The organism is Variovorax sp. CCNWLW186 (assembly GCF_037203865.1).
Taxonomy (GTDB): domain Bacteria; phylum Pseudomonadota; class Gammaproteobacteria; order Burkholderiales; family Burkholderiaceae_C; genus Variovorax.
Genome location: NZ_JBBCBO010000027.1, coordinates 1 through 20,962, shown reverse-complemented (window position 1 = coordinate 20,962; position 20,962 = coordinate 1). Strand labels below are relative to the sequence as shown.

The following is a 20,962-nucleotide window of genomic DNA, read 5'->3' as shown; positions in this document are numbered from 1 at the left end:
TGAACGGGCCGCCAAGGGGTGTCAATGGGGGGCAAACCCTTCGGAGGCTATGGCTGCATTAGGGAAATGCCGGCTTTTCGTAGCTTGAAAAGCCTAAAATGGGGCGCAATTGCGTACCCACAGCGCGTTCTTTTCACAATCTTGTCACGCGCTTTCGACTGGAGCTTCGTTTGAACAATCAGTGGTTTTCCAAAGTTGCCGTATGGCTCGTCATTGCCATGGTGTTGTTCACTGTATTCAAGCAGTTCGACACCCGCGGCGGCGTCGGCTCGGGGACGGTGAGTTATTCGGAATTCCTGGATCAGGTCCGAAACAACCAGATCAAGAGCGCCGTCATTCCTGAAGGCGCGGGCGGCGGAGAAATCATCGCCGTCACCAACGACGATCGCAAGATCCGCACGACGGCCACGGTGCTCGACCGCGGCCTGGTGGGCGACCTGATCGACCACAACGTCAAGTTCGACGTCAAGCCGCGCGAAGAGGGCTCGCTCCTCATGACGCTCCTGGTGAGTTGGGGCCCGATGCTGCTCCTGATCGGCGTCTGGATCTATTTCATGCGCCAGATGCAGGGTGGCGGCAAGGGCGGGGCGTTCAGCTTCGGCAAGAGCAAGGCCCGCATGATGGACGAGAACAACAACACGGTCACTTTTGCCGACGTCGCAGGCTGCGACGAGGCCAAGGAAGAAGTCCGTGAAGTGGTCGACTTCCTGAAAGACCCGCAGCGCTTCCAGAAGCTCGGCGGCCGCATTCCGCGCGGCCTGCTGCTGGTCGGCCCTCCGGGTACCGGCAAGACCTTGCTCGCCAAGTCGATCGCCGGCGAAGCCAAGGTGCCGTTCTTCTCGATCTCGGGCTCCGACTTCGTTGAAATGTTCGTCGGCGTGGGCGCGGCCCGTGTGCGCGACATGTTCGAGAACGCCAAGAAGAACGCTCCTTGCATCATCTTCATCGACGAAATCGATGCGGTGGGCCGCCAGCGCGGCGCCGGCCTGGGTGGCGGTAACGACGAGCGCGAACAAACCCTGAACCAGATGCTGGTCGAGATGGACGGTTTCGAAACCAATCTCGGCGTGATCGTGGTGGCTGCAACCAACCGCCCCGACATTCTTGACGCCGCGCTGCTGCGCCCCGGCCGTTTCGACCGTCAGGTGTACGTGACGCTGCCCGACATCCGCGGCCGCGAGCAGATCCTCGGCGTGCACATGCGCAAGGTGCCGCTCGGCCAGGACGTGAACCCGAGCGTGATCGCGCGCGGTACGCCCGGCATGTCCGGCGCCGACCTGGCCAACCTGTGCAACGAAGCTGCCCTGATGGCTGCGCGCCGCAATGCGCGCGTCGTCGAAATGCAGGACTTCGAGAAGGCCAAGGACAAGATCTTCATGGGCCCCGAGCGCAAGAGCATGGTCATGCCCGAGGAAGAGCGCCGCAACACGGCGTACCACGAGTCCGGCCACGCCCTCATCGGCAAGCTGCTGCCCAAGTGCGACCCTGTCCACAAGGTCACCATCATTCCGCGTGGCCGCGCCCTTGGCGTGACCATGAGCCTGCCGGCGCAAGACCGCTACAGCTATGACCGCGAATACATGCTGAACCAGATCAGCATGCTGTTCGGCGGCCGAATCGCCGAAGAAGTGTTCATGCACCAGATGACCACCGGCGCCAGCAACGACTTCGAGCGCGCGACCTCCATTGCCCGCGACATGGTCACGCGCTACGGAATGACCGATGCGCTCGGCCCGATGGTCTATGCCGAGAACGAAGGCGAAGTGTTCCTGGGCCGCTCGGTCACCAAGACCACGAACATGAGCGAGCAGACCATGGAAAAGGTCGATGCCGAAGTCCGCCGCATCATCGACGAGCAGTACGCCCTGGCGCGCCGCCTCATCGAGGAAAACAGCGACAAGATGCACGCCATGGCCAAGGCCCTGCTCGAGTGGGAAACCATCGACAGCGAACAGCTCGACGACATCATGGCCGGCCGAGCACCGCGTCCGCCCAAGGACTGGACGCCGCGCATTCCGCCCTCGGGCAGCGGCGGCAGCGGCGGTACGCCGGCTGTCAATCCGGATCCGGCACCGACAGCTGCCTGAAGTGCATCCGGCTTCACACAACAACGGGGCCCTTGGCCCCGTTTTTCATAGCGAAGGTGCCCCATGACGGCAGCTTCGTCGACCTGGCAGACCGCACGATTCGCCATCGATCTCGCGCAGCCGCGCGTGATGGGCATCGTCAACGTCACCCCCGATTCGTTTTCCGACGGCGGGGCGCATGCCTCCACCTCTGCCGCGCTGCAGCATTGCGAACAGTTGCTGAAAGAGGGCGCCGACATCCTCGACATTGGTGGCGAGTCGACCCGGCCCGGCAGCCCGGCCGTGCCGCTCGATGCCGAACTGGCGCGCGTGCTGCCGGTGGTGCGCGAGGCGGTCAGGCTGGGCGTGCCGGTGTCCGTGGACACCTACAAGCCTGAAGTCATGCGCGCGGTGCTCGACCTGGGCACCGACATCGTCAACGACGTCTGGGCGCTGCGCCGGCCCGGTGCACGCGAAGCCGTGGCGGCGCATCCTTCGTGCGGCGTTTGCCTGATGCACATGCACCGGGATCCGCAGACCATGCAGACCGCGCCCATGCAGGGCGACGTGCTCTCCCAGGTGCTGGCGTTCTGGGCCGAGCAAGTGGCGCAACTTCGTTTGCTGAACGTCGATCCGTCGCGAATCACCTTGGACCCCGGTATTGGTTTCGGCAAGACGGTGGCGCAAAATTTTGCCCTGCTGGCACGCCAGCGTGAATTGCTCGAGGCCGGTTATCCGCTGCTGCTGGGCTGGTCGCGCAAATCTTCGATCGGCACCGTCAGCGGCATTCCGGCCGCGGCCGAGCGCCTGGTGCCCAGCGTGACGGCGGCAATGCTCGCGGTGGACCGCGGCGCGGCCATCGTGCGGGTGCATGACGTGCGCGACACCGTGGCCGCACTCGCCGTGTGGCGGGCCATGAAGGCCGAAGAGCCGCAGGCGGGTGCACCAGCTTCAAACAATCGACAACAAGAACAAACCTCATGACCCGTAAATACTTTGGCACCGACGGCATCCGCGGCACGGTCGGCCAGTCGCCTATCACTCCTGATTTCGTCTTGCGCCTTGCGCATGCAGTGGGCCGCGTGCTCAAGAAGAGCCAGTCGCGCCCGACAGTGCTGATTGGCAAGGACACCCGCATTTCGGGCTACATGCTCGAATCGGCGCTGGAATCGGGCTTCAACTCTGCCGGTGTCGACGTGGTGTTGCTGGGCCCGCTGCCCACGCCGGGCGTGGCCTACCTCACGCGCGCGCAGCGCGCGAGCCTGGGCGTGGTGATCAGCGCGAGCCACAACGCCTACCCCGACAACGGCATCAAGTTTTTCAACGCCCACGGCAGCAAGCTCGACGACGAATGGGAGCTCGCGGTGGAGGCCGCGCTCGAAGAGGCGCCCGTGTGGGCAACCTCGGCAGAACTCGGCAAGGCGCGCCGCCTCAACGACGCGCCCGGCCGCTACATTGAGTTCTGCAAGAGCACCTTCGCCAACGACCTGACGCTGCGCGACATGAAGCTCGTGATCGATGCGGCGCATGGCGCAGCCTACCAGGTGGCGCCGAATGTGTTCCATGAGCTGGGGGCCGAGGTCACCAGCATCGGCTGCGCGCCGGACGGGCTCAACATCAACAAGGGCTTCGGCGCGACCCACCCGGCCGCCTTGGTGGAGGCTGTGACGTCACAAAAGGCCGACTACGGCATTGCGCTCGACGGCGACGCCGACCGGCTGCAACTTGTCGACGCGAGCGGACGCCTTTTCAACGGCGACGAACTGCTCTACCTCATGGTGGCCGAGCGCATTGCGCGCGGAGAAAAGCCCGTCGGCGTGGTCGGCACCTTCATGACCAACAAGGCCGTCGAGGTCGCGCTGCGCAACCAGGGCATCGAATTCGTGCGCGCCAAGGTGGGCGACCGGTACGTGCTCGAAGAGCTCGACGAGCGCGGCTGGCTGCTCGGCGGCGAAGGCTCCGGCCACTTGCTGGTGCTCGACCGCCACACCACCGGCGACGGCATTGTGAGCGCGCTTCAGGTGCTGCAAGCCTGCGTGCGCAGCGGCAAGACGGTGGCGCAACTGCTGGCGGACATCACGCTGTTTCCGCAGACCCTCATCAACGTTCGCCTCACGCCGGGGCAGGACTGGAAGAGCAACAAGGCGCTGGCCAGCGAAACGCAGCGTATCGAGGCCGAACTTGGCGACGGCGGGCGCGTGCTGATCCGTGCGAGCGGCACCGAGCCGCTGGTGCGCGTGATGGTCGAGGCACGTGACGCGAAGCAGGCGGAGTCTTGCGCCAAACGCCTTGCCGCGACGCTCGAGCCCGCACAGTGACGGCGATGATCGAAGTCGTGCTGGTGGACTACGGCAATCCCGCGCATTCGGCCGCGCTGGTCGATTTGCTCGATGCTTATGCGCAGGACCCTGCCGGCGGCGGCACGCCGCTCGAGGCCAAGGTGCGCGCCGGCTTGCCCGCTGCGTTGGCAGCGCGGCCGCAGGCCTTCAGCGTGCTGGCTTACGACGCTACGCAGCCCGTGGGGCTCATCAACTGCATCGAAGGTTTTTCGACCTTTGCGTGCAAGCCGCTGGTCAATGTGCACGACGTCGTCGTGCTGCCCAGCCATCGCGGCCGGCGGGTTGCGCAACGCATGTTCGAACGGGTGGAGCAGGAGGCCCGTGCGCGCGGTGCCTGCAAGCTCACGCTGGAAGTGCTGTCTGGCAATGCATCGGCGCTGCGGAGCTACGAGCGTGAAGGATTCAGCGGCTATCAGCTCGATCCGGCGTTCGGGCACGCGGTGTTTTTGCAGAAGAAGCTCTGAAAAAGAAAAGGCCGAGGCGAACTGGTCGCCGTCGGCCCTCACCCCAACCCTCTCCCGGAGGGAGAGGGGTAAATGCAGATCAGAAGCGCGTGACGGGTGCCTCGGCTTCGGTCTTGCCGGGCGCGTACTTGCCCAGCTCCCACTTTGCAATTGCATTGCGGTGCACTTCGTCCGGGCCGTCCGCAAAGCGCAGCGTGCGCGCGCCGGCGTAGGCGTAGGCCAGCGGAAAATCATCGCACATGCCGCCGCCGCCATGCACCTGCATGGCCCAGTCGATCACCTGGCAGGCCATGCTCGGCGCCACCACCTTGATCATCGCGATCTCGTTCTTCGCAACCTTGTTGCCGGCCACGTCCATCAGCCAGGCGGCCTTGAGCGTGAGCAGGCGCGCCATGTCGATCTTGCAGCGTGCCTCGGCAATGCGCTCTTGTGTCACGGTCTGCGAAGCGACCGTCTTGCCGAACGCCACGCGCGAAGAAGCGCGCTTGCACATCAGCTCGAGCGCACGCTCTGCCAGGCCGATCAGGCGCATGCAGTGATGAATGCGTCCGGGGCCAAGGCGGCCTTGGGCAATTTCAAAGCCGCGGCCTTCGCCCAGCAGGATGTTGTCGACCGGCACGCGCACGTTCTCGAAGTACATCTCGACGTGGCCGTGCGGCGCATCGTCGTAGCCCATGACGTTGAGGGGGCGCACGATGCGAATGCCCTTGGCATCGGCCGGCACGATCACCATGCTCTGCTGTGAATGCCGTGGCGCATCGGGGTCGCTCTTGCCCATGGTGATGAAGACGGCGCAGCGTGGGTCGGCGGCGCCTGAAATCCACCACTTGTGGCCGTTGATCACGTACTCGTCGCCCTGGCGCTCGATGCGGGTCGAGATGTTGGTGGCATCGCTGGAGGCCACGTCAGGTTCGGTCATGGCGAAGGCCGAGCGGATCTCGCCTTCGAGCAGCGGCTTGAGCCAGCGTGCCTTGATGGCCTCCGAGCCGTAGCGGGCAATGGTTTCCATGTTGCCGGTGTCCGGCGCCGAGCAGTTGAAAGCCTCGGACGCCCATTGCACGCGGCCCATGATCTCGGCCAGGGGTGCGTATTCCTGGTTGGTGAGGCCCGCGCCTTCATAGCCCGAGGCGGAGGCGCTGTCGACCGGCAGGAACAGGTTCCACAGTCCCTGGGCCTTGGCCTTGGCCTTGATCTTCTCGACGGTCTTGAGCGCGGTCCAGCGCTTGCCCGCGGCCGTGTTGGCGGCCAGCTCGGCGGCGTACTCGGCTTCGGCCGGGTAGATGTGCTCGTCCATGAACGCGGTGACGCGTTTCTGCAATTCCTTGGTCTTGGCCGAATATTCGAAATCCATGCTGTCTCCTGGTGGGGTTTTGGGGCTGGTTACGCCTTTTGGGCAAACTGCCAGGCCATCTCGGCCATCGGTCGCGCGCCGCGGGCGGAGGCCACGGCTTGCTCGCTCGACGCGGTACCGGCCTCGACCCGCTTGGCAATGCCTTGCAGGATCGCGGCCATGCGGAACAGGTTGTAGGCCTGGTAGAAGTTCCAGTCGGGCGCCAGCGCCTCAGGCGTGCTGATGCGCGTGCGCTCGCAGTAGCGGCGGATGTATTCGCTTTCGGTGGGAATGCCCAGCGCCTTGACATCCACGCCGCCGATGCCGCGGCCGGTGGTGGGAGGCATGTGCCAGGACATGCAGTGGTAGCTGAAGTCCGCCAGCGGGTGGCCCAGCGTGGAGAGCTCCCAGTCGAGCACCGCGATGATTCGCGGCTCCGTGGCGTGGAACATCACGTTGTCGAGACGGTAGTCGCCATGCACGATCGAGACCTTGCTCTCGTCGCGTGCGCTGGCCGGCATGTGGGCGGGTAGCCAGTCGATCAGGCGTTCCATGGCGTCGATCGGCTGCGACAGTTCGCCGGCGCCATCGGTCGAGGCCTTGTATTGCTTGCTCCAGCGGCCGATCTGGCGCTCGAAATAGTTGCCCGGTTTGCCGTAGTCGGCGAGGCCGCGCTCGGCAAACTTCACGGTGTGCAGCGCCGCGATGACGCGGTTCATCTCGTCGTAGTAGGCCGCGCGCTCGGTGTTGGTGAAGCCGGGCAGCGACTGGTCCCAGAGCACGCGGCCCTGCATGAACTCCATCACGTAGAAGGCACGGCCGATGATGGATTCGTCCTCGCACAGGCAGTGCATGCGCGGCACGGGCACATCGGTGCCGGCAAGACCACTCATGACCTTGAACTCGCGCTCGACCGCATGGGCCGAGGGCAACAGCTTGGCAACGGGGCCGGGCTTGGCGCGCATCACGTAGCTCTGCGTGGGCGTCACCAGCTTGTAGGTGGGGTTCGATTGCCCGCCCTTGAACATTTCGACGGTGAGCGGGCCCTTGAAGCCGTCGAGGTTCTTCGTGAGCCAGGCTGCAAGCGCTTCGATGTCGAATGCATGCTGCTGCGAAACGGCGCGGGTGCCGATGAAGTTCGAGAAGTCCTGGCTCATGTCTCAGTCTTTTTTGGTTTTCTCAGGTCTCAGCTTCGGAGACACGCATCAGGGCCGCGCGATCCAGCACGACCAGCCCGCCCGGCTCGATCCGGATGGTGCCCTCGCGCTCCATGGTCTTGAGCTCCTGGTTGACCCGCTGGCGCGAGGCGCCGAGCAGCTGCGCGAGTTCTTCCTGCGCCAGCTGCAGGCCGATGCGCGTCTGGCTGCCGTCTTCCAGGTTGGGCACGCCGTAGCTGCGCACCAGGTGAATAAGCTGCTTGGCCAGCCGTGCGCGCAAAGGCAGGGTGTTGAGGTCTTCCACCAGCCCGAACAGCGTGCGGATGCGGCGCGCCTGCAGCCGCATCAGCGCTTCGTACAGCTCCACGTGCGTGGCCAGGATCTTCTGGAAATCGGCCCGCGCTACGCAGAGCACCGTGGTGTCGCCATGCGCATAGGCATCGTGCGTGCGCCGGTCCCCGTCGAACATCGCCACGTCGCCGAACCAGATGCCTGGCTCCACGTAGGTCAGCGTCACCTGCTTGCCCGACACGGCCGTCGAGCTCACGCGCACCGCGCCCTTGGCGCAGGCAATCCAGTGATCGGGCGGATCGCCGCGGGCGGCGATCAGGTCGCCGTCCTTGTAGCGTTTGACAAAAGCACATCGAAGAATGTCGTGCCGTAGCGATGGAGAGAGAGAAGAAAACCAGCGACCACTATTGATCGCTTCACGTTCTTCGATGGTAAGAATGGGGTCGTCCATTGGTCTGTCCTGTCGGCGACTGAAAGGCTGAAGGGTGTCACGGGAGTGACGTCGTGCCGCTATTCGTACTGCGGCGGCTTCTTCTCGAGAAAAGCGGCAATGCCGATGCCGGCATTCGGATGGTGAAGGTTGCGAACGAAGTGGTCGCGCTCCTGCGAGAGCTGCGACGCAAAGGTGGCGCCGCGCGCCTCGCTGAGCAGCTCCTTGATGCTGGCCAGCGAGTTCGGTGCGCGGGCATTGAGCTTGGCCGCAAGCGCCAGCGCGCTTGCGAGCGCCTGGCCGTTTTCGCTCAGTTCGTTGACCAGCCCCAGCGCATGCAGCCGCGGCGCGCCGATGCGCTCGCCGGCCATCAGCCATTCGCTGGCCAGCTGGCGCGGCAATGCCTGGCCCAGGTGCCAGCTCAGGCCGCCGTCGGGCGACAGTGCCACGTTGCTGTACGACGCCGCAAAAATCGCATCACGTGCAGCCACCACGAAGTCGCAGGCCAGCGCCAGCGAAAAGCCCGCGCCGGCCGCCGCACCTTCGACCGCCGCAATGATCGGCTTTGGAAAGGTGCGGATGGAGTCGATCCAGTTGTGCAGGCCCTCGATGCTTTCAGCTTGCACCGAAGGGTCGCGCTGGCGGTTGTCGGACAGCCGCTGCAGCGAGCCGCCCGCGCAGAACCACGCGCCTTCGCCCACGATGACGACGCTGCGGATCTCGTCGCTGCTTTCGGCGCCGTTGAGTGCCTCGATGCCTGCGGCGTAGATCTCTGGGCCCAGCGCGTTGCGCTGGGTCGGGTTGGCGATGGTCAGCACCATGGTGCGTCCTTCGCTGGTGCTCTTGAGTTCGGCGGTCATCGGTGTCGTGCTTTCTTGACTTGGCGTCCGTTTATTCTTCTTCGTGCAGCAGGCTCAGGCCAAGCGCACCGCGGCGGCGCAGCCAGGGGCTCGGGCGATAGCGCGGATCGCCGTAGACGGTCTGCAGGTTGAACAGCACCTCGAGCATGTTGGTCGGGCCGTACAGGTTGCCCATGGCCAGCGGGCCACGCGGATAGCCAAGGCCCAGCTGTACGGCCGTTTCAAGATCGGCCGGCGAGCACACGCGCTGCTGGCACATGTCGGAGGCGATGTTCACGATGGTGCCGATCACGCGCTGCGTGACGAAGCCGCCGCTGTCGCGGATCACGCTCACGGCCTTGCCGTCGCGCGCAAAAAGGGCGTGCGCCGCATCGCGGATGTCGCGCCGCGTGGCCGGGTTGGTGGCGAGCACGCGGCGCTTGGTGGCGGCATCGTCGATCAGCATGTCGATGCCGACGGTGCGCGTCGCGTCCAGGCGCTCGACCGCGGCCACTGTGGTCACGTCGAAGCCCAGCGGCGCCACCAGGATGAGCGAAGTGGGCGCGGCGGTGGCACCGCTGTCGATCTGGGCGCCCAGCGTATTCACCAGCCGCAGCAGCTCGGCGCGGCGCGCGGCACGCGGCGAAACCCACACCGAAGGCAGCGCTGCCACGGTGGGAGGCGCGGCTTCGGCAGGCTGCTGCATCACGCCGTCGTTGTAGTTGTAGAAACCTTCATTGGTCTTGCGGCCGAGCACGCCCGCCGCAAGGCGCTGGGCCGTGATCACGCTGGGGCGGAAGCGGGGCTCTTCGTAGTACTGGCGATAGATCGACTCCATCACCGGATGCGACACGTCGAGCGCCGTCAGGTCCATCAGCTCGAACGGGCCGAGGCGGAAACCGGCCTGGTCCTTCAGGATGCGGTCGATGGTGGCGAAGTCGGCCACGCCTTCGCCCACGATGCGCAGCGCCTCGGTGCCGTAGCCGCGGCCGGCGTGATTGACGATGAAACCGGGGGTGTCTTGCGCCTGCACAGCGCTGTGGCCCATCTGCACCGCATAGCCGGCCAGCTGCTTGCAGACCTCGGCGGAGGTCTTGAAGCCCGCCACCACCTCGACCACCTTCATCAGCGGCACCGGGTTGAAGAAGTGAAAGCCCGCCACGCGCTCCGGGTGCTTGAGCCCGGCCGCAATGGCCGTGACCGAAAGCGACGAGGTGTTGGTCACGAGCGTGGCCGTAGGTGCAACAACCGATTCGAGCTCACGGAACAGCGAGCGCTTGACCTCGATGTCTTCGACCACCGCTTCGATCACGAGGTCGCATGCGGCCAGGGCTGCCACGGAATCGACCGCCTTGACGCGGGCGATCTGCGCATCGCGCGCCGTGGCATCGATCTTGCCCTTTTCGTGCAGCTTGTTCCATTGCGCGGCGAGGGCTTCGCGCCCGCGCTCCGCGGCGCCTGCAAAACTGTCGAGCAGCAGCACTTCGCTGCCCGCTTGCGCGGCGATCTGGGCGATGCCTCGGCCCATGGCGCCGGCGCCGACGACGCCGATCCGGGTGTAGTTCACTGTCATTGGAAGAAGATTTTCGCTGGTTGAGGTGTATCCGGGCCTGATTGCAGGCGGGGGCGCGGAGCTTGCACAGCTTTCGATTTTGCAGCCACCGGGCGCGGCGGCTTCCCGGGTTTTACGCGGGGCTGCGCTGTCAGGCTGTGCGGCGGCTGCGATCGATGGCCACGCTCAGGCCGATGGCCAGCAGCAGCAGCGCGAGGCCGACCCAGTTCATCCATGCCACCGCATCATTGGCGAGCAGCCATCCGCCCAGCCCGGCGCCCACGGCCTGGCCGATGTAGATGCCCGAGCTGTTGAGGGCCACCGAGCCCGGGGCAAGAGCAGGCGCCAGGCCCACCAGGCGCGCCTGCTGCGCCGAGTTGGTGGCAAAGCACCCCAGGCCCCACGGCACGAGAACGGCGGCCAGCCAGGGAAGCGTGCCGGCCCACGGCCAGAGAAAGAGACTGAGTGCGATGAGCGAACTCGTCAGCAGCACCATGCGGCCCGCACCCACCCGGTCGATGAAGCGGCTCACCAGCATGTTGCCCAGCAGCCCGAAAACGCCGAACAGGGCCCACATCAGGCTCAGCGTGGTGGGGTCGGCACCGAAGTCCTGCTTGAGGATGGGGCCGAAATAGCTGAACAGGACGAACTGCCCGGCGCCCTGCAGCGCCGTGACCGAAACGATGCCCATCAGCACCGGGCTGCGTAGCACGCGTGACCACGCGGCTGCCGTGAGCGCCGCGGGGCGGATGCCGCGCGGAAGCGTCAGCCAGATCGACACCGCGCTCACGATGCTGAGCACTGCGACCGCCGTGAAAGCCATGCGCCAGCCCAGGTGGCCGCCAATCAGCGCGCCGAGCGGCAGGCCCAGCACCGAGGCCATCGACCAGCCGAGGAAGACGAAGGTCACGGCCCGCCCGCGCTGTTCCGGCGGCACCAGCATGCCCGCGCAGGCCGCGGCCTGCGGCGTGAAGATGGCCGGAGCTACTACGGTGAGCATGCGCACCGGCAGCAGGGCGCCAAAGCTCGGCATCAACGCCGCAACGATGTGCCCGGCGGCATACCAGACAAGGGTGAGGGCCAGCAGCTGGCGCCGGTCCCAGCCCGCGACCACGGCCGCCAGCAACGGTGCGCCAAGGCACATCACCACCGCGGCAACCGTGATCAGCTGGCCCGCGGTAGCCACGGTAACCGCCAGCGACGTGCTGATTTCATTGAGTGTGCCGGGCACCACCATCACGCCCGTGCCGATCACGAAATTGCCGGCCAGCAGCGCCCAGAGCGCGCCCCGGGGCGCAGGCCGGTTCACTGAAGGACCTTCGCCTTCGGCTGCGGTACTCGCCTTGGGGCGGCCCGGCGGCTCATGAAATCACCGGCGAACCTGCAGCGCGCCCGGATTCACGATGTTGGTGGGGTTGCCCTTGATGAAGCTCACCACGTTGTCGAAAGCCTGCCCGAAATAGCTCTCGTAGCTGTCTTGCTCTACGTAGCCGATATGCGGTGTGCAGATGCAATTCTCGAGGCGCAGGAGCGCGTGCCCCTGCAGCGGCGGCTCGCTCTCGAACACGTCGACCGCCGCCAGCCCCGGACGGCCGCGGTTGAGCGCCGCCAGCAGGGCATCGGGTTCGACCAGTTCCGCGCGCGATGTGTTGACGAAGAGCGCCGTCGGCTTCATGCGCGAAAGGTCTTCGAGCGTGACCAGGCCCATGGTTTCTTCGTTCAGCCGCAGGTGCACCGACAGCACATCGGCCGCGGCAAAGAACTCGTGCCGGTTCTGCGCCACCTGGAAGCCGTCGGACCTGGCCTTGGCGCAGCTTGCCTCGCGGCCCCAGATGACGACCTGCATGCCGAAGGCCTGCCCGTAGCGCGCCACCAACTGGCCGATGCGGCCGTAGCCCCAGATGCAGAGCGTTTTGCCCTTGAGCACCGAGCCCAGGCCGAAATTGGGTGGCATCGAGGCCGACTTGAGCCCCGATTGCTGCCACGCGCCGTGCTTGAGGTTGCTGATGTACTGCGGCAAGCGCCGCATGGCCGCCATGATCAGCGCCCAGGTGAGTTCGGCGGGCGCCTGGGGAGAGCCGGTGCCCTCGGCCACAGCCACACCCCGTTCGGTACACGCTGTGACGTCGATATGGTTGCCCACGCGCCCCGTCTGCGAAATGAGCTTGAGCTTGGGCAGCTTTTCGATCAGCTGGCGCGAGATATGGGTGCGCTCGCGGATCAGCACGATCACGTCGGCGTCCTTCAGGCGGATTGACAGTTGACCAATGCCCTTGACCGTGTTGGTGTAGACCTTGGCCGCGTACGCGTCCAGCTTGGTGGCGCAGCGCAGCTTGCGCACGGCGTCCTGGTAATCGTCGAGGATCACAATGTTCATGGCGTGCCATTGTGCCTCGCAGCATTGGCATGACGCGCGTGTGAACGTTTGGATACCCGCCCCGGGCAATGGTCACCGGGGGGGGGCATGGCCTCAATGCAGGCGTGTGGAGGCGGGCGCGGTGCTCACGGCTTCCATGGCCTCGAGTGCCGCCAGGCGGTCGAGTTCGGCGCAAACGTCGGCCATGCGACCGGAAATCACCATGCGGTTGGTACTGCGCTTTTCGCCTTGCAGGCCGTCCACCACGCGAATGACGCGCAGGGGCCGTGCGGGTGCGGGGGACGCATCAGCCGAGGCGGCTGGACCATGGGTCCGGGCCGTGCATGACGGCCGGACCGCGACGTAGCGCAAGCCTGCGGAAGCACTGCTGCTGTCGTGGCGGCGCGGGCGACGGGCCGGCAGCAGCCGGCTTGCGAGCGATTGCAGCGGCATCCACAAATCAACGATGGCGAGGAGGGCGATTCCCATGTGAACTCCAAAAAAGTCTGAGGTTGAACACAGGCAGGATTTCTTTGATCGGGCGCAACAGGGTGATGGCGACTTAGCGCCATACGCCCGCCACCTGTTGCGACCGGATGGGTGCTGCTTTCGGCAGGCCGCAGGGCCTACATCAGCATGGTGTTGCGAATGAGGCCGACCGCCAGGCCTTCGATTTCGAACGGCTCGCCGGGCTGGACCACGATGGTCGGGTAGTCGGGGTTTTCGGCGTGCAGCTCGATGACCTGCTTGTTGCGCTTGAGGCGCTTGACCGTGACTTCGTCGCCGAGACGGGCCACCACGATCTGGCCGTTGCGGGCTTCCTTGGTGGCTTGCACCGCCAGCAGGTCGCCGTCCATGATGCCGGCGTCCCGCATGGACATGCCGCGCACCTTCAGCAGGTAGTCGGGCTGGCGCTGGAACAACGTGTTCTCGACGTAGTAGGTCTGGTCGACGTGTTCTTGCGCGAGGATGGGCGAACCCGCCGCCACACGGCCGATGAGAGGCAGTGCCAGCTGCGCCATGCCGGGCAGCGAAAGCGAGAACTGGTTGTTGCGCGACTCGTTGAGCGAACGCAGCGCATCGCCCTTGAGCCGGATGCCGCGGGAGGTGCCGCTGACGAGTTCGATCACGCCCTTGCGGGCCAGCGCCTGCAGGTGCTCTTCGGCCGCGTTGGCCGACTTGAAGCCCAGCTCATTGGCGATTTCTGCCCGCGTGGGCGGAGCGCCGGTGCGTGCGATGGCGCTCTGGATCAAGTCCAGGATTTGCTGCTGGCGGGCGGTAAGCTTCACGGCGAACTGCATATGTTGTTCCTTGCGGCACTGGCTAGATATCCAGTACCTGTATTTTTAACCAGTTTTTAAAAGTTGGCAAGCCATGGTTAATTCGCTCTCGCCGAGCCTGCGGCGCATTGTGGTTCTGGGAACGGGCGGCACCATTGCGGGCCGTGCCGCCAGCGGTGGCGACAACATCGGCTACACCGCCGGGCAAGTGGGCGTGGCAGACCTGCTCGGCGGCATCGAGGCGCCCGAAGGCCTGGCGCTTGCGGCCGAGCAGGTGGCGCAACTCGACAGCAAGGACATGGAACCCGACGTCTGGCTGCAGCTCGCCCGGCGTTGCGCTTTCTGGCTGGCCGAGGCCGATGTGGCCGGCGTGGTGATCACGCACGGTACCGACACGCTCGAGGAAACCGCCTTCTTTCTTCAGGCCGTGCTTGCGCCCGGCAAGCCCGTGGTGCTGACCTGCGCCATGCGCCCGGCCAGTTCGCTATCGCCCGATGGCCCGCAGAACGTGCGCGACGCCATCGCGGTGGCAGCAACGCCGGCCGCCCGAGGTGTGACGGTGGTCTGCGCAGGCGCAATCCACAGTGCCTTCGATGTGCAGAAGGTGCACACCTATCGGCAGGATGCGTTTGCTTCGGGCGATGCCGGTCCGGTGGGCTATGTGGAGGAGGGGGCGGTACGGCGGGTGCGGGACTGGCCTGAGTCGCCGGCGCGCTCGAAGCTTATCGAAGCCGGCGAAGGCGCGGCGATGCAATGGCCGAGGGTCGAAATCCTCACCAGCCACGCCGGTGCGACCGGCGCCATCGTCGACTTGCTGCTTCAGGAGCGGGCGATGGGCGTCGTCGCCGAGCCGGTGCGCGGGCTGGTGCTGGCCGCAACTGGCAACGGCACGGTGCACCATGCGCTGGAGGCTGCCGCGCTTCGCGCGCAGGATGCGGGCGTCCCCGTGCTGCGCGCCACACGTTGCGCGAGCGGGCGCATTCTTCCGAGGCCTGATGACAAGCTGCGTGATGCTGGCGCCCTGACGCCGGTCAAGGCACGGATCGCGTTGATGCTGGAACTGATCGGAACAGCCGCCTGAGGGGCCGCGGGCACAAGCCGGCAGGCGCGCAAGCTGCCAAGGCAGCCCGCCTGCCGCCGAACTTCAGTTGCTCAGTGCAGCCAGTGCGCGCTGGGTGATCTCTTCGACCGTGCCGACGCCCTTGATGGCGCGGTATTTAGGCGCCGAGGCCGGATCGGCCTTGGCCCAGGCCGAGTAGTAGTCGACCAGCGGACGCGTCTGCTGGCTGTACACCTCGAGCCGCTTGCGCACGGTTTCTTCCTCGTCGTCCTTGCGCTGGATCAGTTCTTCGCCCGTGATGTCGTCCTTGCCCTCGACCTTCGGCGGATTGAACTTCACGTGATAGATGCGGCCCGATGCGGGGTGCGAGCGGCGGCCGCTCATGCGTTCGATGATGTCGCTGAAGGGCACGTCGATTTCGAGCACGTAGTCGAGCTTGACGCCCGCTGCCTTCATCGCGTCCGCCTGCGGAATGGTGCGCGGGAAGCCGTCGAACAGGAAGCCGTCGGCGCAATCGGGTTGCGCGATGCGTTCCTTCACGAGATTGATGATGAGGTCGTCGCTCACCAGGCCACCCGATTCCATGACCGCCTTGGCTTGCTGGCCGAGCGGTGTACCGGCCTTGACGGCTGCGCGCAGCATGTCGCCGGTCGAAATTTGAGGAATGCCGTACTTCTGGCAAATGAAGGCCGCTTGCGTGCCTTTGCCCGCCCCGGGCGCGCCCAGCAAAATTAGTCTCATGGTGTCCTCGGACGGTTCTTAGATCTTGTGTCGCGCCAAGCGCCGGCCCGGGAGCCGTGCAAGGCGGAATTGCGTCGAGGATAGCATGCGTGAGCGTGAAGAATTTCCGTTACAGCCACCCTGCGGCGCACGCTTCAGGGTGTCGGCTTGGCTGCGAACAGTGCGCGCACACGGGCCAGGTCTTCAGGGGTGTCGATGCCCGGCCCGGGAGCCGCATGCGTGACATGCACCGCGATGCGATGCCCGTGCCAGAGCGCACGCAGTTGCTCCAGCGCTTCGGTCGCCTCGACCGGAGCCGGCGGCAAAGAAGGGAATTGGCGCACGAAACCCGCGCGGTACCCGTAGATGCCGATGTGACGCAGCGGAGCCGGACTGGGCAGCGCCGTCGGCACGCGGTTGACGGCGCCGTCGCGCCACCACGGAACGGGTGCGCGGCTGAAGTACAGCGCGTTGCCTTGGGCATCGAGCACCGCCTTCACCACGTTCGGGTTCAGGAAGTCGTCGAGCGAATCGATCTCATGGGCCGCGGTACTCATGGCGGCTTCCGGACGAAGGGCGAGCGCGGACGCAACAGCGTCGATCAGGGCAGGGTCGATCAGCGGCTCGTCGCCTTGCACATTGACGACGATGTCGTCGCCGTCGAGCACGAGTTGTTCGCAGGCCTCGGCAAGGCGGTCGGTGCCGCTCGGATGGTCTTGGCGCGTGAGGATGGCCTCCACGCCGTGTTGCTTGCAGGCCGAGACGATGGAAAGGTCGTCCGCTGCAACCACCACCCGCAGCGCGGTCGATTGGCTCGCGCGCTGTGCCACGCGCACCACCATGGGCAGGCCGGCGATGTCCGCCAGCGGTTTGTTGGGTAGCCTGGTCGAAGCCAGGCGCGCCGGCACCAGAACGGTAAAGCTCACAGCCCCAGCTCTTCGTCGGACAGCGTGCGCGCCTCGTTCTCGAGCAACACCGGAATTCCGTCGCGCACCGGATAGGCGAGGCGGGCGCTGCGCGAGCAGAGCTCCTGCTTTTCGGCGTTCCAGGTCAGCGGGCCCTTGGTGACGGGGCAGACGAGCAGTTCAAGCAGCTTGGTATCCATCGAGCGATGATAGCTTTGCGTCGAGCGCGGCGAAGAATTCCGGCGCGGGTGCAAACTGCAGCGGCACGGCAAGCGCGCCGGGAGCTTTGCGCCACAGCTTGACCGCGTCTTTTTCGGTGCAGAGCAGCAGATGTCCGGCGCCGGAAGGGGCTTGCCAGCCATCGAAATCGAAGTGGTCGGGCAGCGCAATCGTCTCGGCCAGCGTCAGGCCGCGCGCCCGCAGCATTTCGAAAAACGCCTCGGGCCGTGCAATGGCCGCGAGCGCGATCACCGCCTTGCCGGTGAGGGTGCTCAGCGGCACGCGTTTGCCGTCGCTCGCCACGGCGTCCTGCGCCAGTGCGCGAGTGGCGGTGTAGCCGCCGCCGAATGCCGGCCGCTCGCCGCTGTGAAGCACCAGGTCGCACCGGCGCGGCCAAGGCTCGCGCAAGGGGCCGGCGGGCAGCCGCCAGCCATTGCCGATTCCGCGGTCGTCGAACACGCAAATCTCGATGTCGCGCCCAAGCGCCAGGTGCTGCAGCCCGTCGTCGCTCACGATGACTTGCGTCGTCGGGTGCCGGGCCAGCAGGGCCTGCGCGGCTTCGGCGCGGCGCCGCGCCACGAAAACGGGCGCGCCGGTGGCATGGCGGATCAGCGCCGGCTCGTCGCCGACGTCTTGCGGATCGCTTTCGTGCAGCACCTCACGGCAGTCGCCGGTGCGGCGGCCGTAGCCGCGCGAGATCACACCAACCTGCAAACCGCGAGCCTGCAGATGCCGAACCACGGCCATCACGACCGGCGTCTTGCCGGCGCCGCCCGCGATGACGTTGCCGACCACGATCACGGGCACCGGTACGCGCTCGGTCTTCAGCCACCCGAGCCGGTAGAACCAGCCCCGCACCGCAAAAAGCGTCGCATAAAGAAGCGACAGAGGCCACAGCAGGCAGGCCAGCACACCGCGCTGCAGCCAGGCGCGCTGCAGCCGGGAGGCCGGTGCGCCGGTACTGCTGCTGCGGCCGTGGGGCGGCACTCAGCGTCCTGCTTGCGCCGTCGACTGGGCTGCGAAGGTGATCTGCACCAGGCCCGCGCGGCGCGCCGCTTCCATCACCGTGATCACGGCCTGGTGCGGGCTGCTGGCGTCGGCGCTGATGATGACCACGCTGTCCTTGCCGCCCGTGGCTGCCGCACCGAGGGCTGCGGCCACAGTTGCCACGTTGCGGTCGGCAACGGGCGTCTTGTTGATCGAGTAGCGGCCGTCCGCGGACACCGCGACGATCACTTCCTTGGGGTAGTCGCGCTGCGAATCGACATCCGCCGTCGGCAGGCGCAGTTGCATCTCCGTGAACTTGCTGTAGGTGGTCGACAGCATCAGGAAGATGAGCACCACCAGCAGCACGTCGATGAACGGGATCAGGTTGATCTCGGGCTCGTCGCGCGCCCCATGGCGGAAATGCATGCGGCCTCGGCTCATGCCAGGTCTCCGATGGCAGTGACAGGCAGGGGAGCCATCATTTCCGCAGCGCGTTCAGGTGGCGCGCAAAGCGCTCGCCGGAGAGTTCCAGGTTCAACAGGTATTCGTCGACCCGGCTACGGAAATAGCGCCAGAAGATCAGCGTCGGAATGGCCACGATCAGGCCGAAGGCCGTGTTGTAGAGCGCAATCGAAATACCGTGCGCCAGCTGCGCCGGGTTGCCGGAACCCACCGCGCCGCTTCCGGGCGACTGCGAGCCGAAGATCTCGATCATGCCGATCACCGTGCCCAGGAGCCCGAGCAGCGGCGCCGCCGACGCGATGGTTGCCAGGGCGGGCAGGTAGCGCTCCAGCTTGTGCGCCACGGTACGGCCCGAGGCTTCCATGGCTGCGCGCAGGTCGTCTTCGGTGCAGCGCGGGTTGGCGTTGAGCGCCCGTAGCCCGGCGGCCAGCACTTGGCCGAGCATCGAATTGCGTTCGAGCTTGGTCACCACGTCCGGGCCCGGAACCGCGCCGTGGGAGACGGTCATGGCCTCGTCGAGCAGTTTGGGCGGAAGCACCTTCACGGTCTTCAGGCTTGTGAAACGTTCTATAACCAGCGCGAGCGCGATGACCGAACAAGCGAGCAATGGCCAAATCGGCCAGCCCGCGGCAACTATGATGGAAAACAAGAAAATCCTCCGGCCCGTAGACTGCAAATGCGCGGCGATTATCCACCGAGCCCACCATCGCCACGCGGCTTGTTTGCATGTAAGCAAAGACGCACAGATTCTGTGGATAACTTTGTGACTAACCCGATGCGCAACAGCTCCGGACCCGCATGGGACGGGCCTCCCATTAGATCGATTGAATTTTGAGCAGCACTTTTTTTAATGAAATCAACGGCTTGCACGACAAACCGTGCGCCTGTTTCGTATCGGGGGCTCACGGCCGGTGGGTGGCTGCTCACTGTGGAAGAGTGGCTGCCGGCCACTTGTGCGATTTGTGAACTTGCGTGAACCGAATACCACACCGGGTCCGCGGATCTGGGCTGTCGGGGCGTTGTGCCGCGCGGTTGCCGATGCACTCGACGCGCGGTTCAACCCGGTCGCGGTGCGCGGCGAAATCTCGGGTTTTTCGCGCGCCTCAAGTGGACATTGTTACTTCGCGCTCAAGGACGCGTCCGGCCAGCTGCGCTGCGCGATGTTCCGGCGCGCGGCCGGCCTGCTCGATTTTTCGCCGCGGGACGGTGACCAGGTTGAGGTGCGCGGGCGCCTGGCGGTGTACGAACCGCGTGGCGATCTGCAGCTGGTGGTCGAAAGCCTGCAGCGCGCGGGGCAGGGCGCGCTGTTCGAGCAGTTCCTGCAGCGCAAGGCGCGGCTCGAAGCCGAAGGGCTTTTCGATGCCGCGCGGAAGCGGGCGCTGCCCACCATGCCGCGCTCGGTGGGCCTGGTCACCTCGCTCGGCGCGGCGGCCTTGCACGACGTTGTCACGGCGCTGCGGCGCCGCGTTCCGCATATTCCGGTGGTTTTGGCACCCGCGGCGGTGCAGGGAGCCGGCGCGCCGGCCGAGCTCGTTCGTGCGCTGCAATCGCTCTACGCCTTGGAGCCGGCCGTCGACGTGATCCTGCTGGTGCGGGGCGGCGGCTCCATCGAGGATCTCTGGGCTTTCAATGACGAAACCCTGGCCCGCACCATCGTCCAGAGCCCCGTGCCCCTGGTCTGCGGTGTGGGGCATGAAACCGACTTCACCATTGCCGACTTTTGCGCCGATCTGCGCGCGCCCACGCCCACCGCGGCGGCGGAACTCGTCAGTGCTCCGCAGGCGACGTGGCTCGGTGCAATCGACCTGCTGGAAGAGCGGCTCGGCGATGCGGTGGGTGCGCGACTCGACGTGCTGGGCCAGCGGCTCGACCAGGCGGCGGCGCGGCTCGGCCGGCCCTCGTCACTCGTGGCCCGCCAGCAGCTTCGGTTGGCGCACCATTCCCAGCGGCTGCACTACGCATTGCGATCGAGAACCGAGCGTCTTGCCCATGCGCCACGTTCCATTTCGGCCGATTTCCCGTTGAAGCTCGAGCGCGCGCTGGCGCAGCGGCGCGAGCGCCTCGAGCGCGTGGCCTTGCGCCTTCGGCTGCTCGACCCGGCCCTGGTGCTGCAGCGCGGCTATGCCTGGCTCACCAGCCCCGACGGCCGCGCCATCGTCAGCGCAAAGAAACTGAAGGCGGGCGACGCCGTGGTTGCGCGGCTTGCCGATGGGTCGGTCGACCTGACCGTCACGCCCGACGAGACGGGACCACGTCCGACGCCGGGTACGTAATTCCTTTCTAGAATCCTTTATTCCCCGCAACCAACCCACGAGAAAAAACCATGGAACATGTGCTCCCACCTCTGCCATATGCGCTTGACGCGCTGGCACCCGAGTACTCGAAGGAAACCCTCGAGTACCACTACGGCAAGCACCACAACGCCTACGTGGTGAACCTGAACAACCTGCAAAAGGGCACCGAGTTCGAGTCGATGACGCTCGAGGAGATCGTCAAGAAGTCCAG

At 66.0% G+C, this 20,962-nt stretch carries 21 protein-coding genes and 1 pseudogene; 7 read left to right on the top strand and 15 right to left on the bottom strand.

All coding sequences use genetic code 11. From position 1 onward, the window contains the following. Nucleotides 1-170: 170 nt before the first annotated feature. The 4 genes from ftsH to V9K97_RS24020 all read left to right on the top strand — a co-directional run bounded on the left by ftsH (nt 171) and on the right by V9K97_RS24020 (nt 4,869). The gene (ftsH, locus tag V9K97_RS24035) at nt 171-2,087 is read left to right on the top strand and encodes an ATP-dependent zinc metalloprotease FtsH (RefSeq protein ID WP_126749832.1); all 1,917 of its coding nucleotides are present in this window, start codon (nt 171-173) and stop codon (nt 2,085-2,087) included. A gap of 63 nt (nt 2,088-2,150) precedes the next feature. Further along, nucleotides 2,151-3,050, top strand: coding sequence for a dihydropteroate synthase (gene folP / locus V9K97_RS24030; protein WP_337321158.1), 900 nt, complete (start codon nt 2,151-2,153; stop codon nt 3,048-3,050). Beyond that, nucleotides 3,047-4,384 (top strand): phosphoglucosamine mutase, encoded by a 1,338-nt coding sequence (glmM, locus tag V9K97_RS24025; protein WP_337321156.1) that lies wholly within the window; start codon nt 3,047-3,049, stop codon nt 4,382-4,384. The genes folP and glmM overlap by 4 nt, the downstream gene beginning before the upstream one ends. A gap of 5 nt (nt 4,385-4,389) precedes the next feature. Next, complete coding sequence (locus V9K97_RS24020) at nt 4,390-4,869, top strand: GNAT family N-acetyltransferase (protein WP_337321207.1); 480 nt, start codon at nt 4,390-4,392, stop codon at nt 4,867-4,869. 79 nt (nt 4,870-4,948) lie between these two features. Here V9K97_RS24020 and V9K97_RS24015 read toward each other — a convergent pair whose 3' ends face one another. From V9K97_RS24015 to lexA, 9 genes are all read right to left on the bottom strand, one after another. Next, a complete protein-coding gene (locus V9K97_RS24015) occupies nt 4,949-6,220 on the bottom strand; it encodes an acyl-CoA dehydrogenase family protein (protein ID WP_258506648.1) in 1,272 nt (423 codons plus the stop codon). A 29-nt stretch (nt 6,221-6,249) separates the two neighbouring features. After that, nucleotides 6,250-7,356 carry a phosphotransferase gene (locus V9K97_RS24010; protein ID WP_337297624.1) on the bottom strand — a complete coding sequence of 369 codons (1,107 nt, stop codon included), beginning with the start codon at nt 7,354-7,356 and terminating at the stop codon, nt 6,250-6,252. Between the two features lie 22 nt (nt 7,357-7,378). Further along, nucleotides 7,379-8,098 carry a Crp/Fnr family transcriptional regulator gene (locus V9K97_RS24005; protein ID WP_126749836.1) on the bottom strand — a complete coding sequence of 240 codons (720 nt, stop codon included), beginning with the start codon at nt 8,096-8,098 and terminating at the stop codon, nt 7,379-7,381. Between the two features lie 59 nt (nt 8,099-8,157). Continuing rightward, nucleotides 8,158-8,937, bottom strand: a complete 780-nt coding sequence (locus V9K97_RS24000; protein WP_126749837.1) for an oxepin-CoA hydrolase, alternative type — start codon at nt 8,935-8,937, stop codon at nt 8,158-8,160. Between the two features lie 31 nt (nt 8,938-8,968). Next, entirely contained in the window at nt 8,969-10,489 is a 1,521-nt protein-coding gene (locus V9K97_RS23995; protein ID WP_337321153.1) for a 3-hydroxyacyl-CoA dehydrogenase, read from the bottom strand. A gap of 130 nt (nt 10,490-10,619) precedes the next feature. Further along, on the bottom strand, nt 10,620-11,777 hold the full coding sequence (locus V9K97_RS23990; RefSeq protein WP_337321151.1) for an MFS transporter: 1,158 nt from the start codon (nt 11,775-11,777) through the stop codon (nt 10,620-10,622). A 60-nt stretch (nt 11,778-11,837) separates the two neighbouring features. Next, on the bottom strand, nt 11,838-12,845 hold the full coding sequence (locus V9K97_RS23985; protein ID WP_126749840.1) for a D-2-hydroxyacid dehydrogenase family protein: 1,008 nt from the start codon (nt 12,843-12,845) through the stop codon (nt 11,838-11,840). A 93-nt stretch (nt 12,846-12,938) separates the two neighbouring features. Beyond that, nucleotides 12,939-13,313 carry a hypothetical protein gene (locus V9K97_RS23980; RefSeq protein ID WP_258506640.1) on the bottom strand — a complete coding sequence of 125 codons (375 nt, stop codon included), beginning with the start codon at nt 13,311-13,313 and terminating at the stop codon, nt 12,939-12,941. 137 nt (nt 13,314-13,450) lie between these two features. Further along, nucleotides 13,451-14,125, bottom strand: a complete 675-nt coding sequence (gene lexA, locus V9K97_RS23975; protein WP_093023612.1) for a transcriptional repressor LexA — start codon at nt 14,123-14,125, stop codon at nt 13,451-13,453. A gap of 73 nt (nt 14,126-14,198) precedes the next feature. Here lexA and V9K97_RS23970 point away from each other — a divergent pair, with 73 nt between their 5' ends. Further along, the gene (locus V9K97_RS23970; RefSeq protein ID WP_337321149.1) at nt 14,199-15,185 is read left to right on the top strand and encodes an asparaginase; all 987 of its coding nucleotides are present in this window, start codon (nt 14,199-14,201) and stop codon (nt 15,183-15,185) included. Nucleotides 15,186-15,248: 63 nt separating this feature from the next. Here V9K97_RS23970 and adk read toward each other — a convergent pair whose 3' ends face one another. From adk to V9K97_RS23940, 6 genes are all read right to left on the bottom strand, one after another. Continuing rightward, complete coding sequence (gene adk, locus V9K97_RS23965) at nt 15,249-15,905, bottom strand: adenylate kinase (RefSeq protein ID WP_126749844.1); 657 nt, start codon at nt 15,903-15,905, stop codon at nt 15,249-15,251. A 134-nt stretch (nt 15,906-16,039) separates the two neighbouring features. Beyond that, nucleotides 16,040-16,810: a 3-deoxy-manno-octulosonate cytidylyltransferase gene (gene kdsB, locus V9K97_RS23960; RefSeq protein ID WP_337321147.1), complete on the bottom strand. Its 771-nt coding sequence runs from the start codon at nt 16,808-16,810 to the stop codon at nt 16,040-16,042. Continuing rightward, nucleotides 16,807-16,989 carry a Trm112 family protein gene (locus V9K97_RS23955; protein WP_013541700.1) on the bottom strand — a complete coding sequence of 61 codons (183 nt, stop codon included), beginning with the start codon at nt 16,987-16,989 and terminating at the stop codon, nt 16,807-16,809. Before V9K97_RS23955 ends, kdsB begins: the two co-directional genes overlap by 4 nt. Then, a complete protein-coding gene (lpxK, locus tag V9K97_RS23950) occupies nt 16,970-17,995 on the bottom strand; it encodes a tetraacyldisaccharide 4'-kinase (protein WP_337321145.1) in 1,026 nt (341 codons plus the stop codon). The genes V9K97_RS23955 and lpxK overlap by 20 nt, the downstream gene beginning before the upstream one ends. Further along, nucleotides 17,996-18,421, bottom strand: coding sequence for an ExbD/TolR family protein (locus V9K97_RS23945; protein WP_258508452.1), 426 nt, complete (start codon nt 18,419-18,421; stop codon nt 17,996-17,998). A gap of 52 nt (nt 18,422-18,473) precedes the next feature. After that, the gene (locus V9K97_RS23940) at nt 18,474-19,106 is read right to left on the bottom strand and encodes a MotA/TolQ/ExbB proton channel family protein (RefSeq protein ID WP_126749848.1); all 633 of its coding nucleotides are present in this window, start codon (nt 19,104-19,106) and stop codon (nt 18,474-18,476) included. A 313-nt stretch (nt 19,107-19,419) separates the two neighbouring features. Between V9K97_RS23940 and xseA the strand changes: the two genes are divergently transcribed. Further along, the gene (xseA, locus tag V9K97_RS23935) at nt 19,420-20,730 is read left to right on the top strand and encodes an exodeoxyribonuclease VII large subunit (protein ID WP_337321143.1); all 1,311 of its coding nucleotides are present in this window, start codon (nt 19,420-19,422) and stop codon (nt 20,728-20,730) included. Between the two features lie 50 nt (nt 20,731-20,780). Continuing rightward, a pseudogene (locus tag V9K97_RS23930) lies at nt 20,781-20,962 on the top strand (superoxide dismutase [Fe]); the annotation flags it as partial.